Below are 21,536 nucleotides of genomic sequence, written 5' to 3'. Positions count from 1 at the left end.
TTCGTTGATTTACCCGAGAGCTTTTCCTTGGCCCACCCCGCCCAACGCCGCTGGTATCCCCTGGTCTTCGCCATCGCTGCGCTGGTCCTGCTGCCCCTGAGCGTCCTGCTTCTTTCCTGGCAAACCATCGATCAGCAGATCTGGTCCCACCTGTGGGGTACGCAGATGCCGCGGCTGCTGGGCAATACCCTCACGCTGGTCGTCGGCGTTGGCATCGGCGTGACGCTGTTGGGCGTCAGCCTCGCCTGGCTCACCAGCCTCTGTGAGTTCCCGGGGCGGCGGTGGCTGGACTGGGCGTTGATGCTGCCGTTCGCGATTCCTGCCTACGTGCTGGCCTTTGTCTTTGTAGGCCTGCTGGATTTCGCCGGGCCGGTGCAAACCCTGTTGCGCGAATGGTTCGGCAGTGGTCTGAGGCTGCCGCGAGTGCGTTCCACCGGTGGCGTGATTCTGGTGCTGGTGCTGGTTTTCTATCCCTACGTTTACCTGTTGGCGCGCACTGCATTTCTGGCTCAGGGCAAAGGCCTGATGGAAGCGGCGCGAGTCCTTGGGCAATCCCCGTGGCAGGCGTTCTGGCGAGTGGCGTTGCCCATGGCTCGTCCGGCGATCGGCGCGGGGGTGGCGTTGGCGCTGATGGAAACCCTGGCGGATTTCGGTGCGGTGTCGGTGTTCAACTTCGATACGTTCACCACCGCCATTTACAAGACCTGGTACGGCTTTTTCAGTCTCTCCACCGCCGCGCAACTGGCCAGCCTGCTGCTGTTAGTGGTGATGGTGGTGTTATATGGCGAACGCCGTGCCCGCGGCGCCAACCGGGCGGGCAACGAACGGCCGCGGGTCAAGGCGCTGTATCACCTGCATGGGGTCAAGGCGCTGGCGGCGATGAGCTGGTGTGGTCTGGTGTTCGCCTGCGCCTTCGTCATTCCCGTGCTGCAACTGCTGGTGTGGTTCTGGCAACGCGGGCGCTTCGATCTGGACGAACGTTATGCCGGGTTGATCGTGCACACCCTGTACCTGGGCGGCATGGCGGCGTTGATCACCGTCAGCGTCGCGCTGCTGCTGGCGTTTGCCCGTCGATTGGCACCGACCCGGGCGATCCGTTCCGGCATCAGCCTGGCCAACCTCGGCTACGCACTGCCGGGCTCGGTATTGGCGGTATCGATCATGCTGGCGTTCAGTTATCTGGATCGCGAACTGGTGATTCCGCTGTCGGGCTGGCTTGGCGGCGCGGGCAAACCGTTGCTGCTGGGCAGTCTGTCGGCGTTGTTGCTGGCCTATCTGGTGCGATTCATCGCCGTGGCTTACGGGCCGCTGGAAAGCAGCCTGGCGCGTATACGGCCTTCTTTGCCCGAAGCAGCACGTAGCCTTGGCGTCAGTGGGCCACGACTGTTTTTCAAAGTGTATCTGCCGCTGCTGCTTCCGGGCACGTTGAGCGCTGCGTTGCTGGTGTTCGTCGACGTGCTCAAGGAAATGCCCGCGACCCTGCTGATGCGCCCGTTCGGCTGGGACACGCTGGCGGTGCGGATCTTTGAAATGACCAGCGAAGGCGAGTGGGCGAGGGCCTCGTTGCCGGCACTGACCCTGGTTCTGGTCGGGCTGTTGCCGGTCATCGGATTAATCAGAAGGTCGGCGCATCGAAACGGCTAGGTGTCAGTCCTACACCTTGCGGCTACAATGCGCGGCATTCGGTGCGGTCCGTCTTTCAGACCGGGTTGCTGAAATCGGCTGAAAGCCTTTATTTCAAGGCATTTCACCCCGTACAGCGGCTGTCCGCACCTTCGCCACGCCCGGAAGGAGAAACCCATGGGACAGCGCACGCCTCTGTATGACCTTCATCTCGCCCTCGGCGCGAAGATGGTCGATTTTGGCGGTTGGGATATGCCTCTGCATTACGGCTCGCAGGTCGAGGAACACCATCAGGTGCGCCGCGATTGCGGGGTTTTCGATGTATCCCATATGACCGTGATCGATGTCGACGGCCCCCAGGCCAAGGCCTGGCTGCAATACTTACTGGCCAACGACGTCGAACGTCTGCACAGCCCCGGCCGTGCCTTGTACAGCGCCATGCTCAACGAGCACGGCGGTATCGTCGATGACATGATCGTCTATCGCCTCGATGACGGATATCGGCTGGTGGTCAACGCCTCCACCCGCAATCAGGACCTGGCCTGGATGCAGGCTCATCTCGGCGACTTCGATGTGCAGCTCAACGAGCGTTCCGAGTTGGCGATGCTGGCCATTCAAGGCCCTCACGCCCGGCACAAGATTGCCGAATTGGTGACCCAGTCCCGCGCTGCGCTGATCCTGCAGCTCAAATATTTCGAAGGTCAGGCCGACGGTGACTGGTTCATCGCCCGCACCGGTTACACCGGTGAGGATGGTCTGGAAATCGTGCTGCCGGCCGATCAGGCGCCGGGTTTCTTCAACGATCTGGTGGGCGCGGGTATTTCCCCGATCGGCCTTGGCGCGCGCGATACCTTGCGGGTCGAAGCCGGGATGAACCTGTACGGTCAGGACATCCATCAAGACGTTTCACCGTTGGCCTCCAACATGGCCTGGAGCATTGCCTGGGAACCGGCCACGCGCCAGTTCCTTGGCCGTACCGCCCTGGAGGCCGAGCAGGCCGCTGGTGTGCAGCACAAACTGGTCGGTCTGGTCCTTGAAGAACGTGGCGTTCTGCGGGCTCATCAGGTGGTTCGCATCGCCGATGTTGGCGAAGGGGAGATCACCAGTGGTAGTTTCTCTCCTACGCTTAGCAAGTCGATTGCACTGGCGCGCGTGCCGGCGGCCACCGCCGACCGCGCTGAAGTGGAAATCCGTGGCAAGTGGTACCCGGTTCGAGTGGTCAAGCCGACCTTCGTACGCCATGGCAAAACCTTGATCTAACCTTTTTTGGCGGTCAATGACTGCCGACATTTTTCTTGAGGACACAGAACATGAGCGAAATCCCTGTCGACCTGCGTTTTGCCGAAAGTCACGAATGGGCCCGTCTAGACCATGATGGCGGCGTGAAAGTGGGTATTTCAGACCATGCTCAGGAAGCCTTGGGTGATGTGGTGTTCGTCGAGTTGCCGGAGATCGGCAAAGTGTTCGCTGCCGGTGAAGCGGCGGGTGTCGTCGAGTCGGTCAAGGCTGCGTCGGATATCTACTCGCCGGTCTCCGGCACAGTCATTGCCGTCAACGAAGAGTTGGCCAACAGCCCGGAACTGGTCAACAGCGCGCCTTATGACAGCTGGTTCTTCAAACTCGAGCCAAGCGATACCTCTGAGCTGGACAAGCTGCTCGACCCGATGGCCTACAAGGCCGCCATCGGCGAGTAATGCCCGCTTTGCAGGAGCTGTCTTCGGCAGCTCCTGCAAAGGCCGAATCAAGTCCGCAACACGGCTTTCACCGCAGCCACCGAACGCTCGACATCCGCTTTATCCATGGCCGTGAACATCGGCAGCGAGACGATCAGTCGTCCGACCCGTTCGGCGACCGGGAACATGCCTTCCTTGAACCCGCGTTCGCGGTAAAGACTCAGCAGGTGGATCGGCGGGTAGTGATAGCCGATACCCACTCCCAGTGCCTGCATCTGCTCCATGAAAGTGGCCCGTGCCGGTTTGCCATCCTGGCGTTCCGGGAGCACCAGTTGGAACAAATGCCAATTGCTGTTCTCGAAATCCGCCGGGGGCAGTTGAGCACCGTATTGCGCTTCGAAGTCCTCGCCGAAGCAAGCGAAGTAATGTTTGGCCAGCTCACGACGATGAGCGGTGATCGCTTCGATGTGGGCAAACTGCCCCAGGCCAATGGCTGCCGCGACATCGGTCATGTTGAACTTGCCGCCCAGCACATCAACGTCCAGCCCGTCGAAACCGCTGCGGGTGACGCCCTGCAAGCGGTACTTTTCTGCCAGCCGCGCTTCCTCGGCGTTGTTCAGTACCAGGCAACCGCCTTCTGAACAGGTGACGTTCTTGTTCGCCTGGAAACTGAAGGACACGAAATCGCCAGTCGCACCGATTCGCTGGCCGTTCCAGCTCGAACCCAATGCTTGGGCGGCATCTTCCACCACTCGCAAACCATGCTTTTTTGCAATCGCGTAAAGGCGCGTCATGTCCACGGGCAGTCCCGCGAGAAACACCGGGATGATGGCTTTGGTGCGTGGGGTAATCGCTGCTTCAAGCTGCGTCAGGTCTATATTGCGGGTGACTGGGTCGATGTCGGCAAACACCGGCGTGGCGCCAACTTCCAGAATCACGTTGGCGGTGGCCACCCAGGAAATCGGCGTGGTGATCACTTCATCACCCGGTCCGACGCCGGCAATTCGCAATGCGATCTCCATGGTGCAGGTGCCGGAATTGAACGTACGCACTGGGCGCCCGCCGAAATATTCCGAGAGTTGCGCTTCAAAAGCCTGCACCTTGGGGCCGCTGGTAATCCAGCCCGAGCGCAGCACATCGCCGACAGCGGCAATCGTGGCTTCATCGATGGTGGGTTTGGAGAAGGGCAGGAAAGACAGTTGGCTCATAAATGTGGATACCCGATCAGCGAACGTTTGTAGGCGCCGAGCATAATGATCCGGATTGACCGACAGCGCCACGCCATCCGTGCCGGTATCGACTGCTATGCTGGTTTGACCGAGTTGCATCGACGCTGAGCGCCAGTCATGAGAGAGCCCGTCATGTCCCAGTTGCCGTCCTTGAGCCAGTTACGCGACCCCAATACCTTCCTGCGCCGCCACCTCGGGCCCGATGCCGCCGAGCAGCAGGCGATGCTCGACAGCCTGGGCCTTGGCAGCCGCGTCGAGTTGATCGAGCAGACGGTGCCGCCGGGAATCCGCCTGAACCGACCGCTGGACCTGCCGCCGGCCCTCGATGAGGTAGCCGCACTGGCCAAACTGCGCGGCTACGCCGAACAGAACCAGGTCTGGACCAGCCTGATCGGCATGGGGTATCACGGCACCCTCACGCCAGCCGTCATCCTGCGCAACGTTCTGGAAAATCCCGGTTGGTACACCGCTTACACGCCTTACCAACCGGAGATTGCCCAAGGCCGGCTCGAAGCGCTGTTGAATTTCCAACAGCTGACCATCGACCTGACCGGCCTGGAACTGGCCAACGCCTCGCTGCTGGATGAAGCCACGGCGGCCGCCGAGGCCATGGCGCTGGCCAAGCGTGTCGCCAAGTCCAGAAGCAATCTGTTCTTCGTCGACGAAAACTGTCACCCGCAGACGATTTCCGTGGTGCAGACCCGGGCCGAAGGGTTCGGTTTCGACCTGGTCATCGACGCTGTGGATAACTTGAAGCAGCATCAAGTGTTCGGCGCGTTGCTGCAATATCCCGACACCCATGGCGAAATTCGCGACCTGCGTCCGCTGATCGATCATCTGCATGCCCAGCAAGCCTTGGCCTGCGTCGCCACCGACCTGCTCAGCCTGTTGTTGCTGACTCCGCCGGGAGAGTTGGGCGCCGATGTGGTGTTCGGTTCATCCCAGCGCTTCGGCGTGCCCATGGGGTACGGCGGCCCGCACGCGGCGTTTTTTGCCAGCCGCGACGAGTACAAACGCGCGATTCCCGGGCGGATCATCGGCGTGTCGAAAGATGCTCGCGGCAATGTCGCCCTGCGCATGGCCCTGCAAACCCGCGAGCAACACATTCGCCGGGAGAAGGCCAACTCGAATATCTGCACCGCCCAGGTGCTGCTGGCCAATATCGCCAGTTTCTATGCGGTCTACCATGGCCCGGAAGGGCTTAAAAATATTGCCCAGCGTGTCCATCGGCTGACCTGCATCCTCGCCGCCGGTCTGGAACGCCATGGCGTTACACGTGTGAACCAACAGTTCTTCGACACGCTGACCCTGGAGGTCGGTGGCACTCAGACCGCGATCATCGAAAGTGCCCAGGCGGCGCAGATCAACTTGCGCATTCTCGGTCGCGGGCGGTTGGGCCTGAGCCTCGACGAAACCAGTGATGAAACCACCGTGGCGAAGCTGTTCGATGTGTTTCTCGGTGCCGATCATGGGCTCAACGTCGAGGAACTGGATGCTGAGACCCTGGCGTCCGGCATTCCTGCAGGATTGCAGCGCAGTACGCCTTATCTGCGTCATCCGGTGTTCAACGCCCATCACAGCGAAACCGAAATGCTGCGTTACTTGAAGCAGCTGGAAAACAAAGACCTGGCGCTCAATCAGTCGATGATCCCGCTGGGCTCCTGCACCATGAAGCTCAATGCCACCAGCGAGATGATCCCGATCACCTGGCCGCAGTTCGCCAACCTGCACCCGTTCGTGCCGAAAGAGCAGGTGGTGGGTTATTCCTTGATGATCGAGGAACTGGAACGCTGGCTCTGCGCAATCACCGGTTTCGATGCGATCTGCATGCAGCCCAACTCGGGCGCCCAGGGCGAATACGCCGGGTTGCTGGCGATCCGCAAATATCACGAGAGCCGTCATCAGGGCGCGCGGGATATCTGCCTGATCCCGTCTTCGGCCCACGGCACCAACCCGGCCTCGGCGCAAATGGCCGGGATGCGGGTAGTGATCGTCGAGTGCGACGAGGCGGGTAATGTCGATCTGGAAGACCTGAAAGAAAAGGCCATCGAGGCGGGGGACAAACTCGCCTGCCTGATGGCGACTTATCCTTCGACCCATGGGGTCTACGAGGAAGGCATCAGCGAGATCTGTGAAGTTATCCACCGCCATGGCGGTCAGGTGTACATGGATGGCGCCAACCTCAACGCGCAAGTCGGGTTGGCGCGGCCGGCAGACATCGGCGCCGACGTGTCGCACATGAACCTGCACAAGACTTTCTGTATTCCCCACGGCGGTGGTGGGCCGGGGATGGGCCCGATTGGTGTCCGGGCGCACCTGGCGCCGTTTGTCGCCAATCACCCGGTGGTGCCGATCGATGGCCCGCTGCCGGGGAACGGAGCGGTAAGCGCAGCCCCTTGGGGCAGTGCAAGCATTCTGCCGATCAGCTGGATGTACATCGCGATGATGGGGCCGCAACTGGCGGATGCGAGTGAGGTGGCGATCCTCGCCGCGAATTACCTGGCGCAGCATTTGTCCGGGGCGTTCCCGGTGCTCTACACCGGGCGCAACGAGCGCGTGGCCCACGAATGCATCCTCGACTTGCGTCCGCTCAAGGTGCTGACCGGGATCAGCGAAGAAGACGTTGCCAAACGCCTGATGGACTACGGCTTCCATGCGCCGACCATGTCATTCCCGGTGCCGGGGACGTTGATGGTCGAACCGACCGAGAGTGAATCGAAGGCGGAACTGGACCGTTTTATCGATGCGATGCTGAGCATTCGCGCGGAAATCAACGAGGTGCAGAACGGCAACTGGCCGGCGGAGGACAACCCGCTGAAGCGTTCGCCGCATACCCTGGCCGACATCACCGGTGTCTGGGAGCGGCCGTACAGCATCGAGCAGGCGGTGACGCCGGATGCACACACCAAGGCCCATAAGTACTGGCCGGTGGTGAACCGTGTGGACAATGTCTACGGCGATCGCAACCTGTTTTGCGCGTGTGTGCCGGTGGATGAATACCGCTGAAGTCACTCGCCCCGACAAATCAGGGGTGAAAAAATGCCGCTCATTTAGAGCGGCATTTTTTGTTCAGCAACGAACCTTACTTCGAGGCGATGGCATTCTTCGCCAGGATGGCGTTCGCCAGTTCCATGTCCGTGGCTTGCAGGCCAGGGTTTTCAGCGCGGACTTTCTGCATGGCGGCTTCCAGATAGGGGCCGCGAATAGCGCCGTCACTGGCGACAAAGCTACCGGCGTCGTCCTGGGCGGCGACGATCAGCTTGTGATCCCTGGAGGTCAGGTAGGACGTACCGGTGGTGGCACCGGAAGTAAGGACGTTACGCAAAAAGCTGTCATCAGCCATCGCCGAACCGACTTGAAGGGACAACACGGCGACGGTAGCGACAGCAAGTTTGAGACGCATAAAAGGTGACTCCACTGGGTTTTAACTGCGGCCTTTGATTGCCAATAACCCAATCGAGTTCCGTGACGTTAGTCGGCCCGCTCCACCAGTAAAATCGCCCCTTGTTGCCCGATCACCCGAACACGGCTGCCGGACGCGGCATCAGGCCCTCGGGCCATCCACACACCGTCGGCGACCTTGATCTTGCCGCGGCCATCGACAATCGCTTCAGTGACCACGAACACCTTGCCGATCAGCTCTTGCCCTCGCAAGTTCAGGTTCGGCTGATCGCTGGCCCGAACCACACTGCGCTGACGTCTCCACCAGTACAGGGCGGTGAGGATCGAAAAAACGGCAAACAACAGCACCTGCCATTCCCAGGGTAAACCCGGTATCAGGAACTTCAGCACACCGACGACGGCGGCTGCCATGCCGATCCACAGCAGATAACCGCCGGCACCGAACACCTCGAGGATCAGCAACAGCGCACCCAGGGCCAGCCAGCTCCAGAACGAGAACAGTTCCATGGGCGGCGACCTCAGCCTTTCTTGCCGTCGAAGGTGGCCTTGACGATTTCGCCGATGCCGCCGACTGCACCAATCATCGAACCGGCTTCGAGCGGCATCAGGATCACTTTGCTGTTGTTGGCCGAGGCCAGTTTGCCCAAGGCATCAATGTACTTCTGTGCAACGAAGTAGTTGACCGCCTGCACGTTACCGCCGGCGATGGCTTCGGACACCACTTTGGTGGCCTGGGCTTCGGCCTGGGCCTGACGTTCCCGGGCCTCGGCTTCGAGGAACGCCGCCTGACGACTGCCCTCGGCTTCGAGAATCTGCGCCTGCTTCTTGCCTTCGGCGGTGAGGATCGCCGAGGCGCGCAAACCTTCGGCTTCCAGAATCTGTGCGCGCTTGATCCGCTCGGCTTTCATCTGGCCGGACATGGCGGCCATCAGGTCGGCGGGAGGGCTGATGTCCTTGATCTCGATCCGGGTGATCTTGATGCCCCACGGCGCAGTGGCTTCGTCGACGGTGCGCAGCAGTTTTTCGTTGATGTTGTCGCGCTGGCTGAGCATCGCGTCCAGCTCCATGGACCCGAGCACGGTGCGGATATTGGTTTGCAGCAAATTGCGCACGGCATGTTCGAGGTTGTTCACCTCGTAGGCGGCCTGGGCAGTATTGACCACCTGGAAGAAGCACACGGCGTCGATCTGCACGGTGGCGTTGTCGGCGGTGATGACTTCCTGGGGCGGAATGTCCAGCACGCTTTCCATCACGTTGATCTTGCGGCCGATGCGGTCCATCACCGGAATGATGATGCTCAGGCCTGGCTTGAGGGTGTTGGTGTAACGGCCGAAGCGTTCGACCGTCCATTCAAACCCTTGGGGCACCACTTTGAAACCCATGAAAAGAATGGCCACGACCAGCGCGACGAAGAGAATCAGTGCAATGCTCATAACGGTCCCTGTCCAGTCTGGATTGAGTTGCGATGACACAGAGTGTAGGGCAAAAGGTTTGGATGCGACTTGGGGGAAGTATCCGAGCGCAATCTGTAACCTATTTCTGCTCACTCTGCGGTGTCACCCGCAACACCTCTTCAATCGTGGTCAACCCCGCCGCCACTTTCTGCGCCCCCGACAACCGCAAACTGCGCATGCCTTCCTTGAACGCCTGACGCCGGACCGCCAGCAAGTCGGTGTCGGGGTTGATCAGCGCTTTGATGCCATCCGTCAGCTGCATGATTTCGTAAACCCCGGCGCGACCGCGATAGCCGGTTTCGCGGCATTCCAGGCAACCGATGGCGCGCTGGGCATTGGTCGGCAGTGGCGCTTGCCAAGGCCGGGTCAGGGTTTGCCAATCGTCTTCGCCCAACGTCAAGGGGGCCTTGCAGTGAGGGCATAACGTACGCACCAGGCGCTGGGCCATGACCCCGAGTACCGTGGCCTTGATCAGGTAATGCGGCACGCCGAGTTCCAGCAGGCGGCTGATGGCACTCGGGGCATCGTTGGTGTGCAATGTCGACAGCACCAGGTGCCCGGTGAGTGCCGCCTGAATTGCCATCTCGGCGGTTTCGAGGTCGCGGATCTCGCCGATCATGATGATGTCCGGGTCTTGTCGCATCAGCGCGCGCACGCCGGCGGCAAAGGTCAGGTCGATGTTGTGCTGGACCTGCATCTGGTTGAACGCCGGTTCGACCATTTCGATCGGGTCTTCAATGGTGCAGAGGTTGACCTCCGGCGTCGCCAGTTTTTTGAGGGTGGTGTACAGCGTGGTGGTCTTGCCCGAACCGGTTGGCCCGGTCACCAGAATGATGCCATTGGGCTGGCGGATCATGTCTTGCCAGCGGCGCAGGTCCTCGGCGGAAAAACCCAGTTGATCGAAGTCCTTGAGCAGCACTTCCGGGTCGAAGATCCGCATCACCATCTTCTCGCCGAACGCTGTCGGTAATGTCGACAACCGCAGCTCGACTTCGCCGCCGTCCGGGGTCTTGGTCTTGACCCGGCCGTCCTGGGGTTTGCGCTTTTCCGCGACGTTCATCCGCCCCAGGCTTTTCAGGCGGCTGACGATGGCCATGGTCACTTGCGGCGGGAATTGATAGACGTTGTGCAGCACGCCGTCGATGCGAAAGCGCACCGTGCCTTGCTCGCGCCGGGGCTCGATGTGGATATCGCTGGCCCGTTGCTGGAACGCGTACTGGAACAGCCAATCGACGATGTTGACGATGTGCGCATCGTTGGCGTCCGGCTCCTGGTCGCTGGCGCCGAGGTTGAGCAATTGTTCGAAGTTGCCCAGGTTGCTTGTCTTCTGATCGGCGTTGGTGGCGCCGGTGACCGATTTAGCCAGGCGGAAAAACTCCACGCTGAAGCGCTGGATATCCACCGGGTTGGCCACCACGCGCTTGATCGGCAGTTTCAATACGTGGGTCAGGTCGACTTCCCAGCCGCTGACGAAGGGCTGGGCGCTGGCCACGGTGACGGCATCACGGTCGATGGCCACCGCCAGAATCTTGTGGCGTTGGGCGAAGGCATAGGACATCAGCGGCGTAATGGCGGCGACGTTGATTTTCAGTGGGTCGATGCGCAAGTAAGGCTGGCCGGCCTGCTGGGACAGCCACAGCGTCAGGCTTTCCAGATCGAGGTGTTTACCGGGACGGCTGAGATCGTCCAGGTGTTGGCTGGCGATGAACTCCAGCGGATGTTGCTGAGCATTGGTGGCGTGACGGCGGCGGGCGTTGAGTGCGTGTTCGGCAGAGTCCTGGCTGACAAAGCCCTGGGCGACCAGTTCACGCAGCAAATCGTTAAGGTCCAGCCAGCGGTCCTGAGTGGCAAGTTGAACGGACATGCGGGCTCCTTATGAACAACCGTTCGCAAAGGATAGCTGGGCACCCGCAGACCGTTGGGCCACTACCCGACCAACACGTGTCGGGTTTTTTCAGGGGAGGGGGGTCAGCCCGCTGCCTGCGCCGGCTCCTGCCACGCCGAATCGGCCGCTTGCAGATTCACCGAGCAGACGCTGATCAGGTTACGCAGTTTTTCCGCGATCACCTGGGCTCGGTGCCAGCTCAGGCCGTCCATGACGATGTCGATCGACAGCAGATCGTCCAGGCGCTGCACGTTAACCTGCTGCGGCGTCAGAAACTGCAAGGCGAACAGATTGAGCGCGCGGCACAGCAGATCCGGCTCGGCCTCGGCCAGCAGTTGGTATTGAACGCGGCAGTGGGCGTTGCTGACGTTCCAGACATCGGCGCGGGCGGGCGCGGTGTTCACGGCTTCGAGGGGCGGCATGGTCAGGCTCCAAAATCATTGGAGGAATTTTTACATTCGGTGTGGGGTATTTCTTATCTATGATTGGGCTTGTTGACGATTTATCGAATCGATCAATTCAAGATCATATTAATTTCAGGTTTTTCTATGCATAGCGAGCTGGATGGCTACGACCGCAAGATTCTCGCGTTGCTGCAAGAGGACGCTTCGCTCTCCAGCGCGCAGATCGCCGAACAGGTGGGACTCTCGCAGTCGCCCTGCTGGCGGCGGATTCAGCGGATGAAGGAGGAGGGGATCATTCGCGGTCAGGTGACGTTGCTTGACCGCAAGAAAATCGGCCTCAACACGCAAATCTTCGCCGAGATCAAACTCAACGCCCACGGGCGCTCGAACTTCACTGAGTTCACCGAAGCGATTCGCGGTTTTCCCGAAGTGCTGGAATGTTATGTGCTGATGGGATCGGTGGATTTCTTGTTGCGGATCGTCACGGCAGACATCGAGGCTTATGAGCGTTTCTTCTTCGAGAAACTGTCGATGGTGCCGGGGATACAGGAGGTCAACTCGATCGTGGCTTTGTCGGAAATCAAATCCACGACGAGTTTGCCGGTGTTGCGTTGATGATGTTCGAGGGCCTTTGTGGCGAGGGAGCTTGCTCCCGCTGGAGTGCGAAGCGCTCCTAATCCGGCCATTGCGGTATGCCAGACAAACCGCGATGCCCGGATTACGACTGCTTCGCAGCCGAACGGGAGCAAGCTCCCTCGCCACAGGTGTTGGGTGTTACATGCGCAATAGCATTTTCCAGGCACGATTCTGATACACCGCAATCGCCTGCTGCTTACGCGCATCCAGCGACTCATCGGTGATCGGCTCGTTAGCCAGCAGGGCAAGCTGTTTCAGCTCACCGTACAGGCGATCCATTTCCGGGATGTCCAGCACGCTACGGGCGTGGTGCAGCCAGGCCTGGATACGCTCGATGCGCGGCAGTTGTTCGGCCAGGTCTTCCGGCTGTTGCTGGTAACGCTGCAGTTGCAGCGAGTTGGCTTCTTCGCCCAGAAGGCGTGGCAGCCAGCTGCCCAGTTGCGCGGCGCCCTGGCGATTGCCACGGGTGTTGCGATCGGCAGCCCAGGTACGGGCCAGCAACCAGCGCGAAGTGTTCAGCGAGAACAGGCCCCAGCGCGGATCTTCCAGCTCTTCGAGGAACTGCTCCGGCGCGGCTTTGCGCACGTCTTCGTCGTCCAGGCCGGCCTGTACCAGCGGGCGCCAGTCTTCCAGCAAGGCATCCAGCGCGACCCGCAGATCGTGAGTCGACTGACGCGGCGCGGCTTGACCGAGGCTACTGATCAGCGCGCGCATTTCAGCGAGGTTTTCGACCCAGTCCTGCAGCAGGCGCCAGTGGCCATTAAAGCGATATTGCTCGGCCAGGCGCTGGCTGCTACCAAGCAAATGCCAGCACAAGGCGGCGAACGCATCGTCCAGTGGCATTTCGGCGGTGATCTGCGGCGCCGGCAAGCTCAGCGAGTAGCTGTTGGCGTCGAACAGGCGATAACCGCGTTCGGCCTTGCTGATGTCGCATGGCATCAGCGGCAGGGTCGCGGCCAGTTCGGCGGCCAGTTCCAGCAGTGCGGCCGGCTCGCCTTCGCGCAGTTCCAGTTCCAGCTCGCAGATTTCTTCTTTCTGCTTGCCGACCACCACGTGGCCCAGGTCCAGCGCGGCTTCGATGACCACTTTGGTCTTGCCACGGCCCCAGGCGATTTCCGCGCGTTCACGCACGAAATCGGTGGTGAAGATGGCTTTCAGGGTTTTCTTGTCCAGTTCGGCCAACTGCTCGGGCCAGCATTCGCCGTCGAGCTTCTTCACGTCGAGTTTGGCTTTGGGCAGGTGCCAGTCGTACTCGTGACGTTCGGACAGACCGGCGACGCTCTGGCCACGGGTCTTGAGGGTCTGAATCACTTCTTCGCCATCGCGGCGCAGGCGCAGGGCAACCTTGGCGCGGGCCAGGTCGCGCTCGGGCGTGTCGAAGTACTGGTTCATCAACTCACGGCGTTCCCAGCCACTTTTGTTGCGTTTCTTCAGTAACGGGTGCTCGCGCAGGGCGGCGAGGGTTTCGCGGCTGACGCGGAGTTTGATTTCGGTTTCTTTCTGCATGGCCGGAAAATCCAGGATCGGGAGCGCAGCCGGGGAAATGTGTGGCTGCCAAGGTCGTGCAGTGTACAGGACTCAAGGGTTGTAGGGTCTGTTGACGCTTGGTGACGGCCGCGACGGTTTATTCCTGTCGCCGGATGGCTCTATGATGGACTTCAATTCGGGAGTTGGGAGTCAGCGATGCCTTTGCCGTCCATGAAAGATCAGTTCGCTGCGCTGATCGCCGCGCCGTCCGTCAGCTGTACCCAACCGAATCTGGATCAAACCAATCGGCCGGTCATCGACTTGTTGGCGACATGGCTCGGGGAGCTGGGTTTTGCCTGCGACATCCAGCAGGTCAGCCCCGGCAAGTTCAACCTGCTGGCCAGTTTCGGTTCCGGTCCCGGCGGCCTGGTGCTGGCCGGTCATAGCGATACGGTGCCGTACGACGCGGCGTTGTGGCAGACCGACCCGCTGAAACTGACGGAAGTGGACGGCCGTTGGGTCGGCCTGGGCAGTTGCGACATGAAGGGCTTTTTTGCCCTGGCCATCGAAGCCGTCAAACCCTTGCTCGACCAACCATTCAAGCAACCCTTGCTGATTCTTGCGACCTGCGATGAAGAAAGCTCGATGTCCGGTGCGCGTGCCTTGGCCGAAGCCGGGCGGCCACTAGGTCGTGCGGCGGTGATTGGCGAGCCGACAGGGCTGAAACCGATCCGTCTGCACAAAGGCGTGATGATGGAGCGCATCGACATCCTCGGTCAGAGCGGTCACTCCTCGGACCCGAGCCTGGGCCATAGCGCCCTTGAAGCCATGCACGATGCCATCGGCGAACTGCGCGGCTTGCGTCTGGCGTGGCAGCGGGAATTTCGTAATCCGCAGTTCAGTGTGCCGCAGCCGACGATGAATTTCGGCTGCATTCACGGTGGCGATAACCCCAACCGCATCTGCGGCCAGTGCTCGCTGGAATTTGACTTGCGTCCGCTGCCAGGCATGGACCCCAGTGCCCTGCGCGCGGCGATTTTGCAGAAGCTCAACCCTATTGCCGCACGGCACCAGGTGAAGATCGATTACGCGCCATTGTTCCCCGAAGTGCCGCCATTCGAGCAGGCCGAGGACTCGGAATTGGTGAGGGTCGCCGAAAAGCTCACCGGCCATCGCGCCGAAGCAGTGGCGTTCGGCACAGAAGCGCCTTATCTTCAGCGCCTTGGCTGTGAAACACTGGTCTTGGGCCCCGGCGATATCGCCTGCGCCCACCAACCGGGGGAATACCTCGAAATGTCACGTTTGCAGCCTACCGTGCATCTATTACGTCAACTGATCGAACATTACTGCCTGACGCCGGCGTCGCTCGTATAAATTGCCAGTGTCACTACCCGTACTTATGAGGAGAGCGCGCGTGTCGCCAAGCCTGTTCCGACGATAACCATCAGCCCGCTGTGCGTTTACTGCGTTACTCTTTTTTCGGCTGCTATTTATTACAGGCCCAGGTTCATGCCCGAATACGTCAATTGGCTTCGTCACGCTTCGCCTTACATCAACGCCCACCGCGATTGCACCTTCGTCGTCATGCTGCCCGGCGACGGTGTGGAGCACCCGAACTTCGGCAATATCGTCCACGACCTGGTGCTGCTGCACAGCCTGGGCGTGCGACTGGTGCTGGTTCACGGTTCGCGTCCGCAAATTGAAACCCGCCTCGCTGCTCGCGGCCTGACCCCGCACTACCACCACGGCATGCGCATCACCGATGCGGCGACGCTGGAGTGCGTGATCGATGCGGTCGGCCAACTGCGCATCGCCATCGAAGCGCGGTTGTCCATGGACATGGCCTCGTCGCCGATGCAGGGCTCGCGCCTGCGGGTGGCCAGCGGCAATCTGGTCACTGCGCGGCCGATCGGCGTGCTCGAAGGTGTCGATTATCACCACACCGGCGAAGTGCGCCGGGTCGACCGCAAGGGCATCAATCGCCTGCTGGACGAACGCTCCATCGTGCTGTTGTCGCCGTTGGGTTACTCGCCGACCGGCGAAATCTTCAACCTCGCCTGCGAAGACGTCGCGACCCGCGCGGCCATCGACCTGGGCGCAGACAAGTTGCTGCTGTTCGGCGCCGAGCTCGGTCTGCTGGATGAACAGGGTCGTCTGGTTCGCGAGTTGCGTCCGCAACAAGTGCCGGCACACCTGCAACGCCTGGGCAGCAACTATCAGGCCGAGCTGCTGGATGCGGCCGCTGAGGCATGTCGGGGCGGTGTGGCGCGCAGTCATATCGTCAGCTACGCCGAAGACGGCGCGCTGCTGACCGAACTGTTCACCCGTGACGGTGGCGGTACGCTGGTGGCCCAGGAGCAATTCGAGGTGGTGCGCGAGGCGGCCATCGAGGACGTCGGCGGTTTGCTGGACTTGATCAGCCCGCTGGAAGAGCAGGGCATTCTGGTACGCCGTTCCCGCGAGGTGCTGGAGCGTGAGATCGAGCAGTTCAGTGTGGTCGAGCGTGAAGGCATGATTATCGCCTGCGCGGCGCTGTATCAGATTGCCGATTCGGATGCGGGGGAGCTGGCGTGCCTGGCGGTGAACCCGGAGTACCGTCATGGCGGTCGCGGTGATGAATTGCTGGAGCGCATCGAAACCCGCGCCCGGGCTCAGGGCCTGAAAACCCTGTTCGTGCTCACCACCCGGACCGCCCACTGGTTCCGTGAGCGGGGTTTCGTGCCGAGCAGCGTCGATCGCCTGCCGTCGGCGCGGGCGTCGCTTTACAACTATCAGCGTAATTCGAAGATCTTCGAAAAAGCCCTCTGACTGAGTGGCTGTGATCGTTCCCACGCTCCGCGTGGGAATGCAACCCGGGACGCTCCGCGTTCCATCGAGAGCCGAACGCAGAGCGTCCGAAGAGGCATTCCCACGCAGAGCGTGGGAACGATCATCACTCAGTGACGTATTTGGCGCTGACATACGGCGAATAATCCGGCAGCACCGTTTCTACCTTCCCTTGCTCCCGCAAGAACTTCGCCATCTCTCCAATCGTCTTCGTCGTGCCGCCAACGCACCGCGGTCTGCTGCGCGGCGCTGACCACTTACGAACCGCGATTGAAACGACGCCAATCGACTTTATGGCCTATGGTTTCTCGAATCGCCGTCGGCTCGAAGGCCTGCGGTGGGGGGGGCGCCGGTTTGATAGCCGAACGCGAGCGTCGTCGCCTGAGTGGAAAGAGAAAATATTAGCGATACACAAACTGTAACAAATTGACTAGATAGTGCGCGTTTAGCCATGATGGCGTCGCCTTTTCGATAGGGATTGACGCGTACGGGATGTGCCAAAGCCAATGGGAATAAAAAAAGGCTGGTAAATACCCTTTAGGAATTAGCTTTTGGGCCAATGCCGTTATATCCGGTTCGATGAGCCGCCGGCAGGGACTCAATATTCGACGTTAGACCTTGGTCGTAGACACACATGGTTACGATTGACTTGGTAGTCACGGTCTGGCGCTAATCGCGCATCTGTGGATCCAGGGCTCTCGACCCAAGACCAAAGAACACAAAAATTAGAAAACGAGAGGAGCGAAACATGAATAAGTCCACCTTAGCCCTGGCTGTGGCCGTGGGGGTTTTGGCGCAGCAGGCAGGCGCAGCGGGTTTCCTGGAAGATAGCAAGGCTTCCGTCAGTTCTCGCACGATGTATTACGACGCTGACGTACGTGAAGGAGCGAGCACTCCTGCTAACAGACAGCGAGAAGCCGCTGAGGGTCTCAAGTTCGATTACCTGTCCGGGTTCACCCAGGGTACCGTTGGTTTCGGTATCGACGCCCAGGCACTGGTCGGCATCCATCTGGATGGCGGCAGGGGACATCACCCGCTCGGTAACAGCAACTCCTTCTTCCCGAGCGACGGCGACAGGTCCGCCGACGAGTGGAGTCGTCTGGATGGCAACGTCAAGGCGCGCTTCTCGAAGACCGAGGCCCACTTGGGTGGCGCTTTGGCACCTAACTTGCCGATCCTGATCGCGAACGACAGCCGTGTGCTGCCGCAGACCTTTGACGGTGGCACCATCACCTCGAAGGAAATTGACAATGTGACCTTCAACTTGGGTCAACTGGAGCACGCGTCGGGTCGCGCCTCCTCCAACAGAACTGGCCTGGCAGTCGCTGGCGGTACTCATGACAGCAACCAGTTCCGTTACGCCGGTGCTGACTGGAAAGTCACCAAAGACCTCACGCTGCAGTACTACTACGCGAACCTGGAAGACTACTACAAGCAGAACTTCCTCGGCCTGGTGCACGTCTACCCGATCGCCCCGAACCAGTCGTTCAAGACTGATATTCGTTATTTCGACAGCAGCTCCGATGGCAAGAACGGCGACGTCGGCTACCGCTTCAACAACAACAATGGCTACGCCAAGAATCCAGGCGAGGTCGATAACAAGACCTGGAGCGCGACGTTCACCTACACCCTGGGTGGCAGCGCGTTCCTGCTTGGTCATCAGCGTGTCAGCGATGACGGCGGCTTTGTCTTCTTGAACCAGGGCAGCCTGATCGATAGCAAAGGTCGTCCAGAAGGTGCCGGTGGCGCCAGCTTCTACTCGTTCACCGACGCCACCGTGGGCAGCTTCATCCGTGCCGGTGAAAACACCACGTACGGTCAGTACTCCTATGACTTCGCCTCACTGGGCGTGCCAGGTTTGAAAGCTTCGATTGCTTACCTCGATGGCCGAGACATCAAGGCAACCAACGGCGTGGGTAAAGACCTGAATGAGCACGAGACCGACGCGCGTGTGGACTACGTGATTCAAACGGGCCCACTCAAAGGGTTTGGCACGACTCTGCGTCACGGTACTTACAGCGGTAATACCAGCACCGCTGACCAAGACCAGACCCGTCTGATCTTCAACTACACCTACAGCTTCCTGTAATAGCCCTCAAAAAAAAGCCTCGCCTGTTGGCGAGGTTTTTTTTGGTGTGTTTTTTTATATTCCAAAAAAATAGCTTAAGTTGATTATTTATTCTTTTTTGTTTTTTACCCAAGTCTATAAAATGAATCCATCAGGTACTCATTGGCAGCGACACGAGTATCGGATTCAGCATTCCCCGATTTTGAAGATCAAGGAATTGGTTCATGAGCCGATACCTTGTGTCCCGGCATGGATATATATGCCTAAATGGCATTAAAAAATACCGCAATAAATCTTTTGGTTTGTCATGTCGGCAAAAACAAGGGGGCTGACCACCCGGCGCTCATTGCGCATCTTTGGATCCGGGCACTCGACCAGGACCAGGAACCCAGAATTAGAAATGAGAGGAGCGAAACAATGAACAAGTCCACCTTGGCCCTGGCTGTGGCCGTAGGGGTTTTGGCGCAGCAGGCAGGCGCCGCCGGTTTCATCGAAGACAGCAAGGCTACATTGGGGCTGCGTAACTTCTACATCAACACCGATAACCGCGATTCCGACGCGGGTACCGCCAAGGTCAAGGCCAACGGCGTTCAAAGCAAGAACGAAGAATGGGGCCAAGGTTTCGATCTGCGCTTCACTTCCGGCTACACCCAAGGCACTGTCGGCTTCGGTATCGATGCCATCGGCCTGTTGGGCGTGCGTCTGGACACCGGTGGCGGTACTAACGGCGCCACTTCGACTTCTTACGGCGGCACTGTTTTCCCAAGTGAGTCCAACGGCAAAGCGGTTGATAACTTCTCCAGCCTGGGCCTGACTGCCAAAGCCAAGATTTCCCAGACCGAATTGAAGTTGGGTACCCTGCAGCCAAAACTGCCGGTGATCGTGACCAACGACGGTCGTCTGCTGCCGCAAACCTTCCAGGGCGGTCAGATCACCTCGAACGAAATCAAAGACCTGACACTGGTTGGCGGTCAGATCGAGCACGCCAAGGGGCGTAACTCCAGCAACAACGAAGAGTTGTCGATCGCTGGTGCCAACGCTCACACTGCTGCCGGTCGTGACAGCAACAAGTTCATCTATGGCGGTGGCGACTACAAAATCACCAAGGACCTGACCGCCCAGTACTACTACGGCAACCTGGAAGATTTCTACAAGCAGCACTTCCTGGGTCTGGTTCACAACTGGTCGATTGGTCCAGGTGTGCTGAAGTCTGACTTCCGTTACTTCAACAGCCGTAACGATGGCGCCAACGGCCATGACTCTGCCTATTTCACTACAGGTGACTACGGAACCGGCATTACCAAAGGTAAAGTCGACAATAACCTGTATAGCGGTCTTTTCCTGTACTCGGTTGCCGGTCACACCTTCGGCGGCGGTTACCAGGTCAGCAATGGTAATAGCGACTTCCCTTGGCTGAACCAGGGTGATGGCTCGTCGGCTTACCTGACTACCGACAGCCAGATCGCCAAGTTTGCCCGTGCTGGCGAACGTACCTGGCAAGCTCGCTACGCGTTCGATTTTGCCAAAGTCGGCGTCCCAGGCCTGACTGCGGGCATGGTTTATCTGCGTGGCGATAACATCGACACAACCGGTAAAGTGGGGGCAGCTCAGACTAGCGTCAACGCTACTGGCCGTTCCGAGTGGGAACGCGACCTGACCCTGGCGTACGTAGTACAAGAAGGTCCGTTGAAAAACCTGGGCCTCACCTGGAAAAACGCCATGTGGCGCAACGACATCCCAGGTCAGCGCGACCAGGACGAAAACCGTCTGATCGTCAGCTACTCGATCCCGCTGTTGTAATAGCGCTCGCATAACCGACGAAAAAAAGCCCCGCCCGGCATCACGCCGGGCGGGGCTTTTGCGTTTTCAAGGCGGGCTCACCCCCGTAAACCCTCCTTGAAGTTCCCTTTTTGCAACAACTCAAGGCCTTCTCGAACCTTGGGATCGATGTTCGTCCCGATGGCGGATCAGGTCCAGTGAACAGATCTTTAATATTTCTTTATGATCTAAATAAATTGATATTTATTCTTTTTAATTAAGTTGGAACGCAGGCACAGTTGAGCTCAACAAGCACTCACCAGGAGCAGCACCATGAGCCTCAGACTTGGCGATATCGCCCCCGATTTCGAACAGGATTCCAGCGCCGGCACCCTCCGTTTCCACGAATGGCTGGGCGATAGCTGGGGCGTGCTGTTTTCCCATCCGGCAGACTTTACGCCGGTGTGCACCACTGAGCTGGGCTTCACCGCCAGGCTCAAGGATGAATTCGCCCAGCGCGGCGTCAAAGCCATTGCCCTGTCCGTGGACCCGGTGGATTCGCATCACAAGTGGATCGAGGACATCAACGAAACCCAGAACGCCATCGTCAATTTCCCGATCCTCGCCGATGCGGACCGCAAAGTGTCCGACCTGTACGACCTGATCCATCCGAATGCCAACGACACCTTGACCGTGCGCTCGTTGTTCGTGATCGATCCGAACAAGAAGATCCGGCTGACCATCACTTACCCGGCGAGTACCGGCCGTAACTTCAATGAGATTCTGCGGGTAATCGATTCGCTGCAGCTCACCGACAACTACAAGGTGGCCACACCGGCCAATTGGCAGGACGGTGATGAGGTGGTGATCGTGCCGTCGCTCAAGGACGAAGATGAAATCCAGCGACGTTTTCCCAAGGGTTATCGCGCGGTGAAACCGTACCTGCGCCTGACGCCGCAGCCGAATCGTTAACGTCAAAAGATCGCTCCCACGCAGAGCGTGGGAACGATCATGTCTACCAAAGCAGGGGATTTTCAGGCCGTTTCGACGGCCTGTTTTTTTGTCCGGAAAAAGACAAACAGCATATTCACTTAAGATATAACCAAATGAA

General features: G+C 59.6%; 17 protein-coding genes and 1 pseudogene. 10 read left to right on the top strand and 8 right to left on the bottom strand.

Annotation, left to right across the window (positions count from 1 at the left end; translation table 11 throughout):
• The first annotated feature begins 27 nt into the window (after positions 1 to 27).
• The 3 genes from PGR6_RS27380 to gcvH all read left to right on the top strand — a co-directional run bounded on the left by PGR6_RS27380 (position 28) and on the right by gcvH (position 3,317).
• The gene (locus PGR6_RS27380) at positions 28 to 1,644 is read left to right on the top strand and encodes an ABC transporter permease (protein ID WP_064621034.1); all 1,617 of its coding nucleotides are present in this window, start codon (positions 28 to 30) and stop codon (positions 1,642 to 1,644) included.
• 156 nt (positions 1,645 to 1,800) lie between these two features.
• Positions 1,801 to 2,883: a glycine cleavage system aminomethyltransferase GcvT gene (gene gcvT / locus PGR6_RS27375; RefSeq protein ID WP_064621033.1), complete on the top strand. Its 1,083-nt coding sequence runs from the start codon at positions 1,801 to 1,803 to the stop codon at positions 2,881 to 2,883.
• A gap of 50 nt (positions 2,884 to 2,933) precedes the next feature.
• The gene (gcvH, locus tag PGR6_RS27370; RefSeq protein ID WP_018927591.1) at positions 2,934 to 3,317 is read left to right on the top strand and encodes a glycine cleavage system protein GcvH; all 384 of its coding nucleotides are present in this window, start codon (positions 2,934 to 2,936) and stop codon (positions 3,315 to 3,317) included.
• A gap of 47 nt (positions 3,318 to 3,364) precedes the next feature.
• Here the strand turns inward: gcvH and PGR6_RS27365 are convergent, their stop codons facing one another.
• Complete coding sequence (locus PGR6_RS27365) at positions 3,365 to 4,504, bottom strand: DegT/DnrJ/EryC1/StrS family aminotransferase (protein WP_064621367.1); 1,140 nt, start codon at positions 4,502 to 4,504, stop codon at positions 3,365 to 3,367.
• A 153-nt stretch (positions 4,505 to 4,657) separates the two neighbouring features.
• Between PGR6_RS27365 and gcvP the strand changes: the two genes are divergently transcribed.
• Positions 4,658 to 7,531, top strand: coding sequence for an aminomethyl-transferring glycine dehydrogenase (gene gcvP / locus PGR6_RS27360; RefSeq protein WP_064621032.1), 2,874 nt, complete (start codon positions 4,658 to 4,660; stop codon positions 7,529 to 7,531).
• Positions 7,532 to 7,607: 76 nt separating this feature from the next.
• Here gcvP and PGR6_RS27355 read toward each other — a convergent pair whose 3' ends face one another.
• The 5 genes from PGR6_RS27355 to PGR6_RS27335 all read right to left on the bottom strand — a co-directional run bounded on the left by PGR6_RS27355 (position 7,608) and on the right by PGR6_RS27335 (position 11,688).
• Complete coding sequence (locus PGR6_RS27355; RefSeq protein WP_018927594.1) at positions 7,608 to 7,928, bottom strand: DUF2388 domain-containing protein; 321 nt, start codon at positions 7,926 to 7,928, stop codon at positions 7,608 to 7,610.
• 68 nt (positions 7,929 to 7,996) lie between these two features.
• Positions 7,997 to 8,434: an NfeD family protein gene (locus PGR6_RS27350; RefSeq protein ID WP_064621031.1), complete on the bottom strand. Its 438-nt coding sequence runs from the start codon at positions 8,432 to 8,434 to the stop codon at positions 7,997 to 7,999.
• 11 nt (positions 8,435 to 8,445) lie between these two features.
• Positions 8,446 to 9,360 carry an SPFH domain-containing protein gene (locus PGR6_RS27345; protein ID WP_007940374.1) on the bottom strand — a complete coding sequence of 305 codons (915 nt, stop codon included), beginning with the start codon at positions 9,358 to 9,360 and terminating at the stop codon, positions 8,446 to 8,448.
• Between the two features lie 100 nt (positions 9,361 to 9,460).
• Positions 9,461 to 11,245 (bottom strand): GspE/PulE family protein, encoded by a 1,785-nt coding sequence (locus tag PGR6_RS27340; protein ID WP_028939117.1) that lies wholly within the window; start codon positions 11,243 to 11,245, stop codon positions 9,461 to 9,463.
• A gap of 104 nt (positions 11,246 to 11,349) precedes the next feature.
• Positions 11,350 to 11,688: a hypothetical protein gene (locus tag PGR6_RS27335; protein ID WP_064621030.1), complete on the bottom strand. Its 339-nt coding sequence runs from the start codon at positions 11,686 to 11,688 to the stop codon at positions 11,350 to 11,352.
• A 126-nt stretch (positions 11,689 to 11,814) separates the two neighbouring features.
• On the opposite strand from PGR6_RS27335, the gene PGR6_RS27330 reads away from it, so the two are divergent.
• On the top strand, positions 11,815 to 12,285 hold the full coding sequence (locus PGR6_RS27330) for an Lrp/AsnC family transcriptional regulator (RefSeq protein ID WP_018927598.1): 471 nt from the start codon (positions 11,815 to 11,817) through the stop codon (positions 12,283 to 12,285).
• Between the two features lie 159 nt (positions 12,286 to 12,444).
• Here PGR6_RS27330 and PGR6_RS27325 read toward each other — a convergent pair whose 3' ends face one another.
• A complete protein-coding gene (locus PGR6_RS27325; protein ID WP_018927599.1) occupies positions 12,445 to 13,812 on the bottom strand; it encodes a CYTH domain-containing protein in 1,368 nt (455 codons plus the stop codon).
• 177 nt (positions 13,813 to 13,989) lie between these two features.
• Between PGR6_RS27325 and argE the strand changes: the two genes are divergently transcribed.
• The gene (gene argE, locus PGR6_RS27320; protein WP_064621029.1) at positions 13,990 to 15,147 is read left to right on the top strand and encodes an acetylornithine deacetylase; all 1,158 of its coding nucleotides are present in this window, start codon (positions 13,990 to 13,992) and stop codon (positions 15,145 to 15,147) included.
• A gap of 135 nt (positions 15,148 to 15,282) precedes the next feature.
• Positions 15,283 to 16,581, top strand: a complete 1,299-nt coding sequence (gene argA / locus PGR6_RS27315; protein WP_019580550.1) for an amino-acid N-acetyltransferase — start codon at positions 15,283 to 15,285, stop codon at positions 16,579 to 16,581.
• A gap of 281 nt (positions 16,582 to 16,862) precedes the next feature.
• Here argA and tauA read toward each other — a convergent pair.
• Positions 16,863 to 17,052, bottom strand: a pseudogene (gene tauA / locus PGR6_RS30805) (taurine ABC transporter substrate-binding protein); the annotation flags it as partial.
• 295 nt (positions 17,053 to 17,347) lie between these two features.
• Between tauA and PGR6_RS27310 the strand changes: the two are divergent.
• From PGR6_RS27310 to PGR6_RS27300, 3 genes are all read left to right on the top strand, one after another.
• Positions 17,348 to 18,688: an OprD family outer membrane porin gene (locus tag PGR6_RS27310; protein ID WP_064621028.1), complete on the top strand. Its 1,341-nt coding sequence runs from the start codon at positions 17,348 to 17,350 to the stop codon at positions 18,686 to 18,688.
• A 396-nt stretch (positions 18,689 to 19,084) separates the two neighbouring features.
• On the top strand, positions 19,085 to 20,467 hold the full coding sequence (locus tag PGR6_RS27305) for an OprD family porin (RefSeq protein WP_064621027.1): 1,383 nt from the start codon (positions 19,085 to 19,087) through the stop codon (positions 20,465 to 20,467).
• 291 nt (positions 20,468 to 20,758) lie between these two features.
• Entirely contained in the window at positions 20,759 to 21,397 is a 639-nt protein-coding gene (locus tag PGR6_RS27300; protein ID WP_018928623.1) for a peroxiredoxin, read from the top strand.
• The last annotated feature ends 139 nt before the right edge of the window (positions 21,398 to 21,536 follow it).

The organism is Pseudomonas sp. GR 6-02 (assembly GCF_001655615.1).
In the GTDB taxonomy this organism is placed as follows: domain Bacteria; phylum Pseudomonadota; class Gammaproteobacteria; order Pseudomonadales; family Pseudomonadaceae; genus Aquipseudomonas.
Note: the sequence above shows the minus strand (reverse complement) of the source record. Positions and strands in the feature narration are given on the sequence as shown.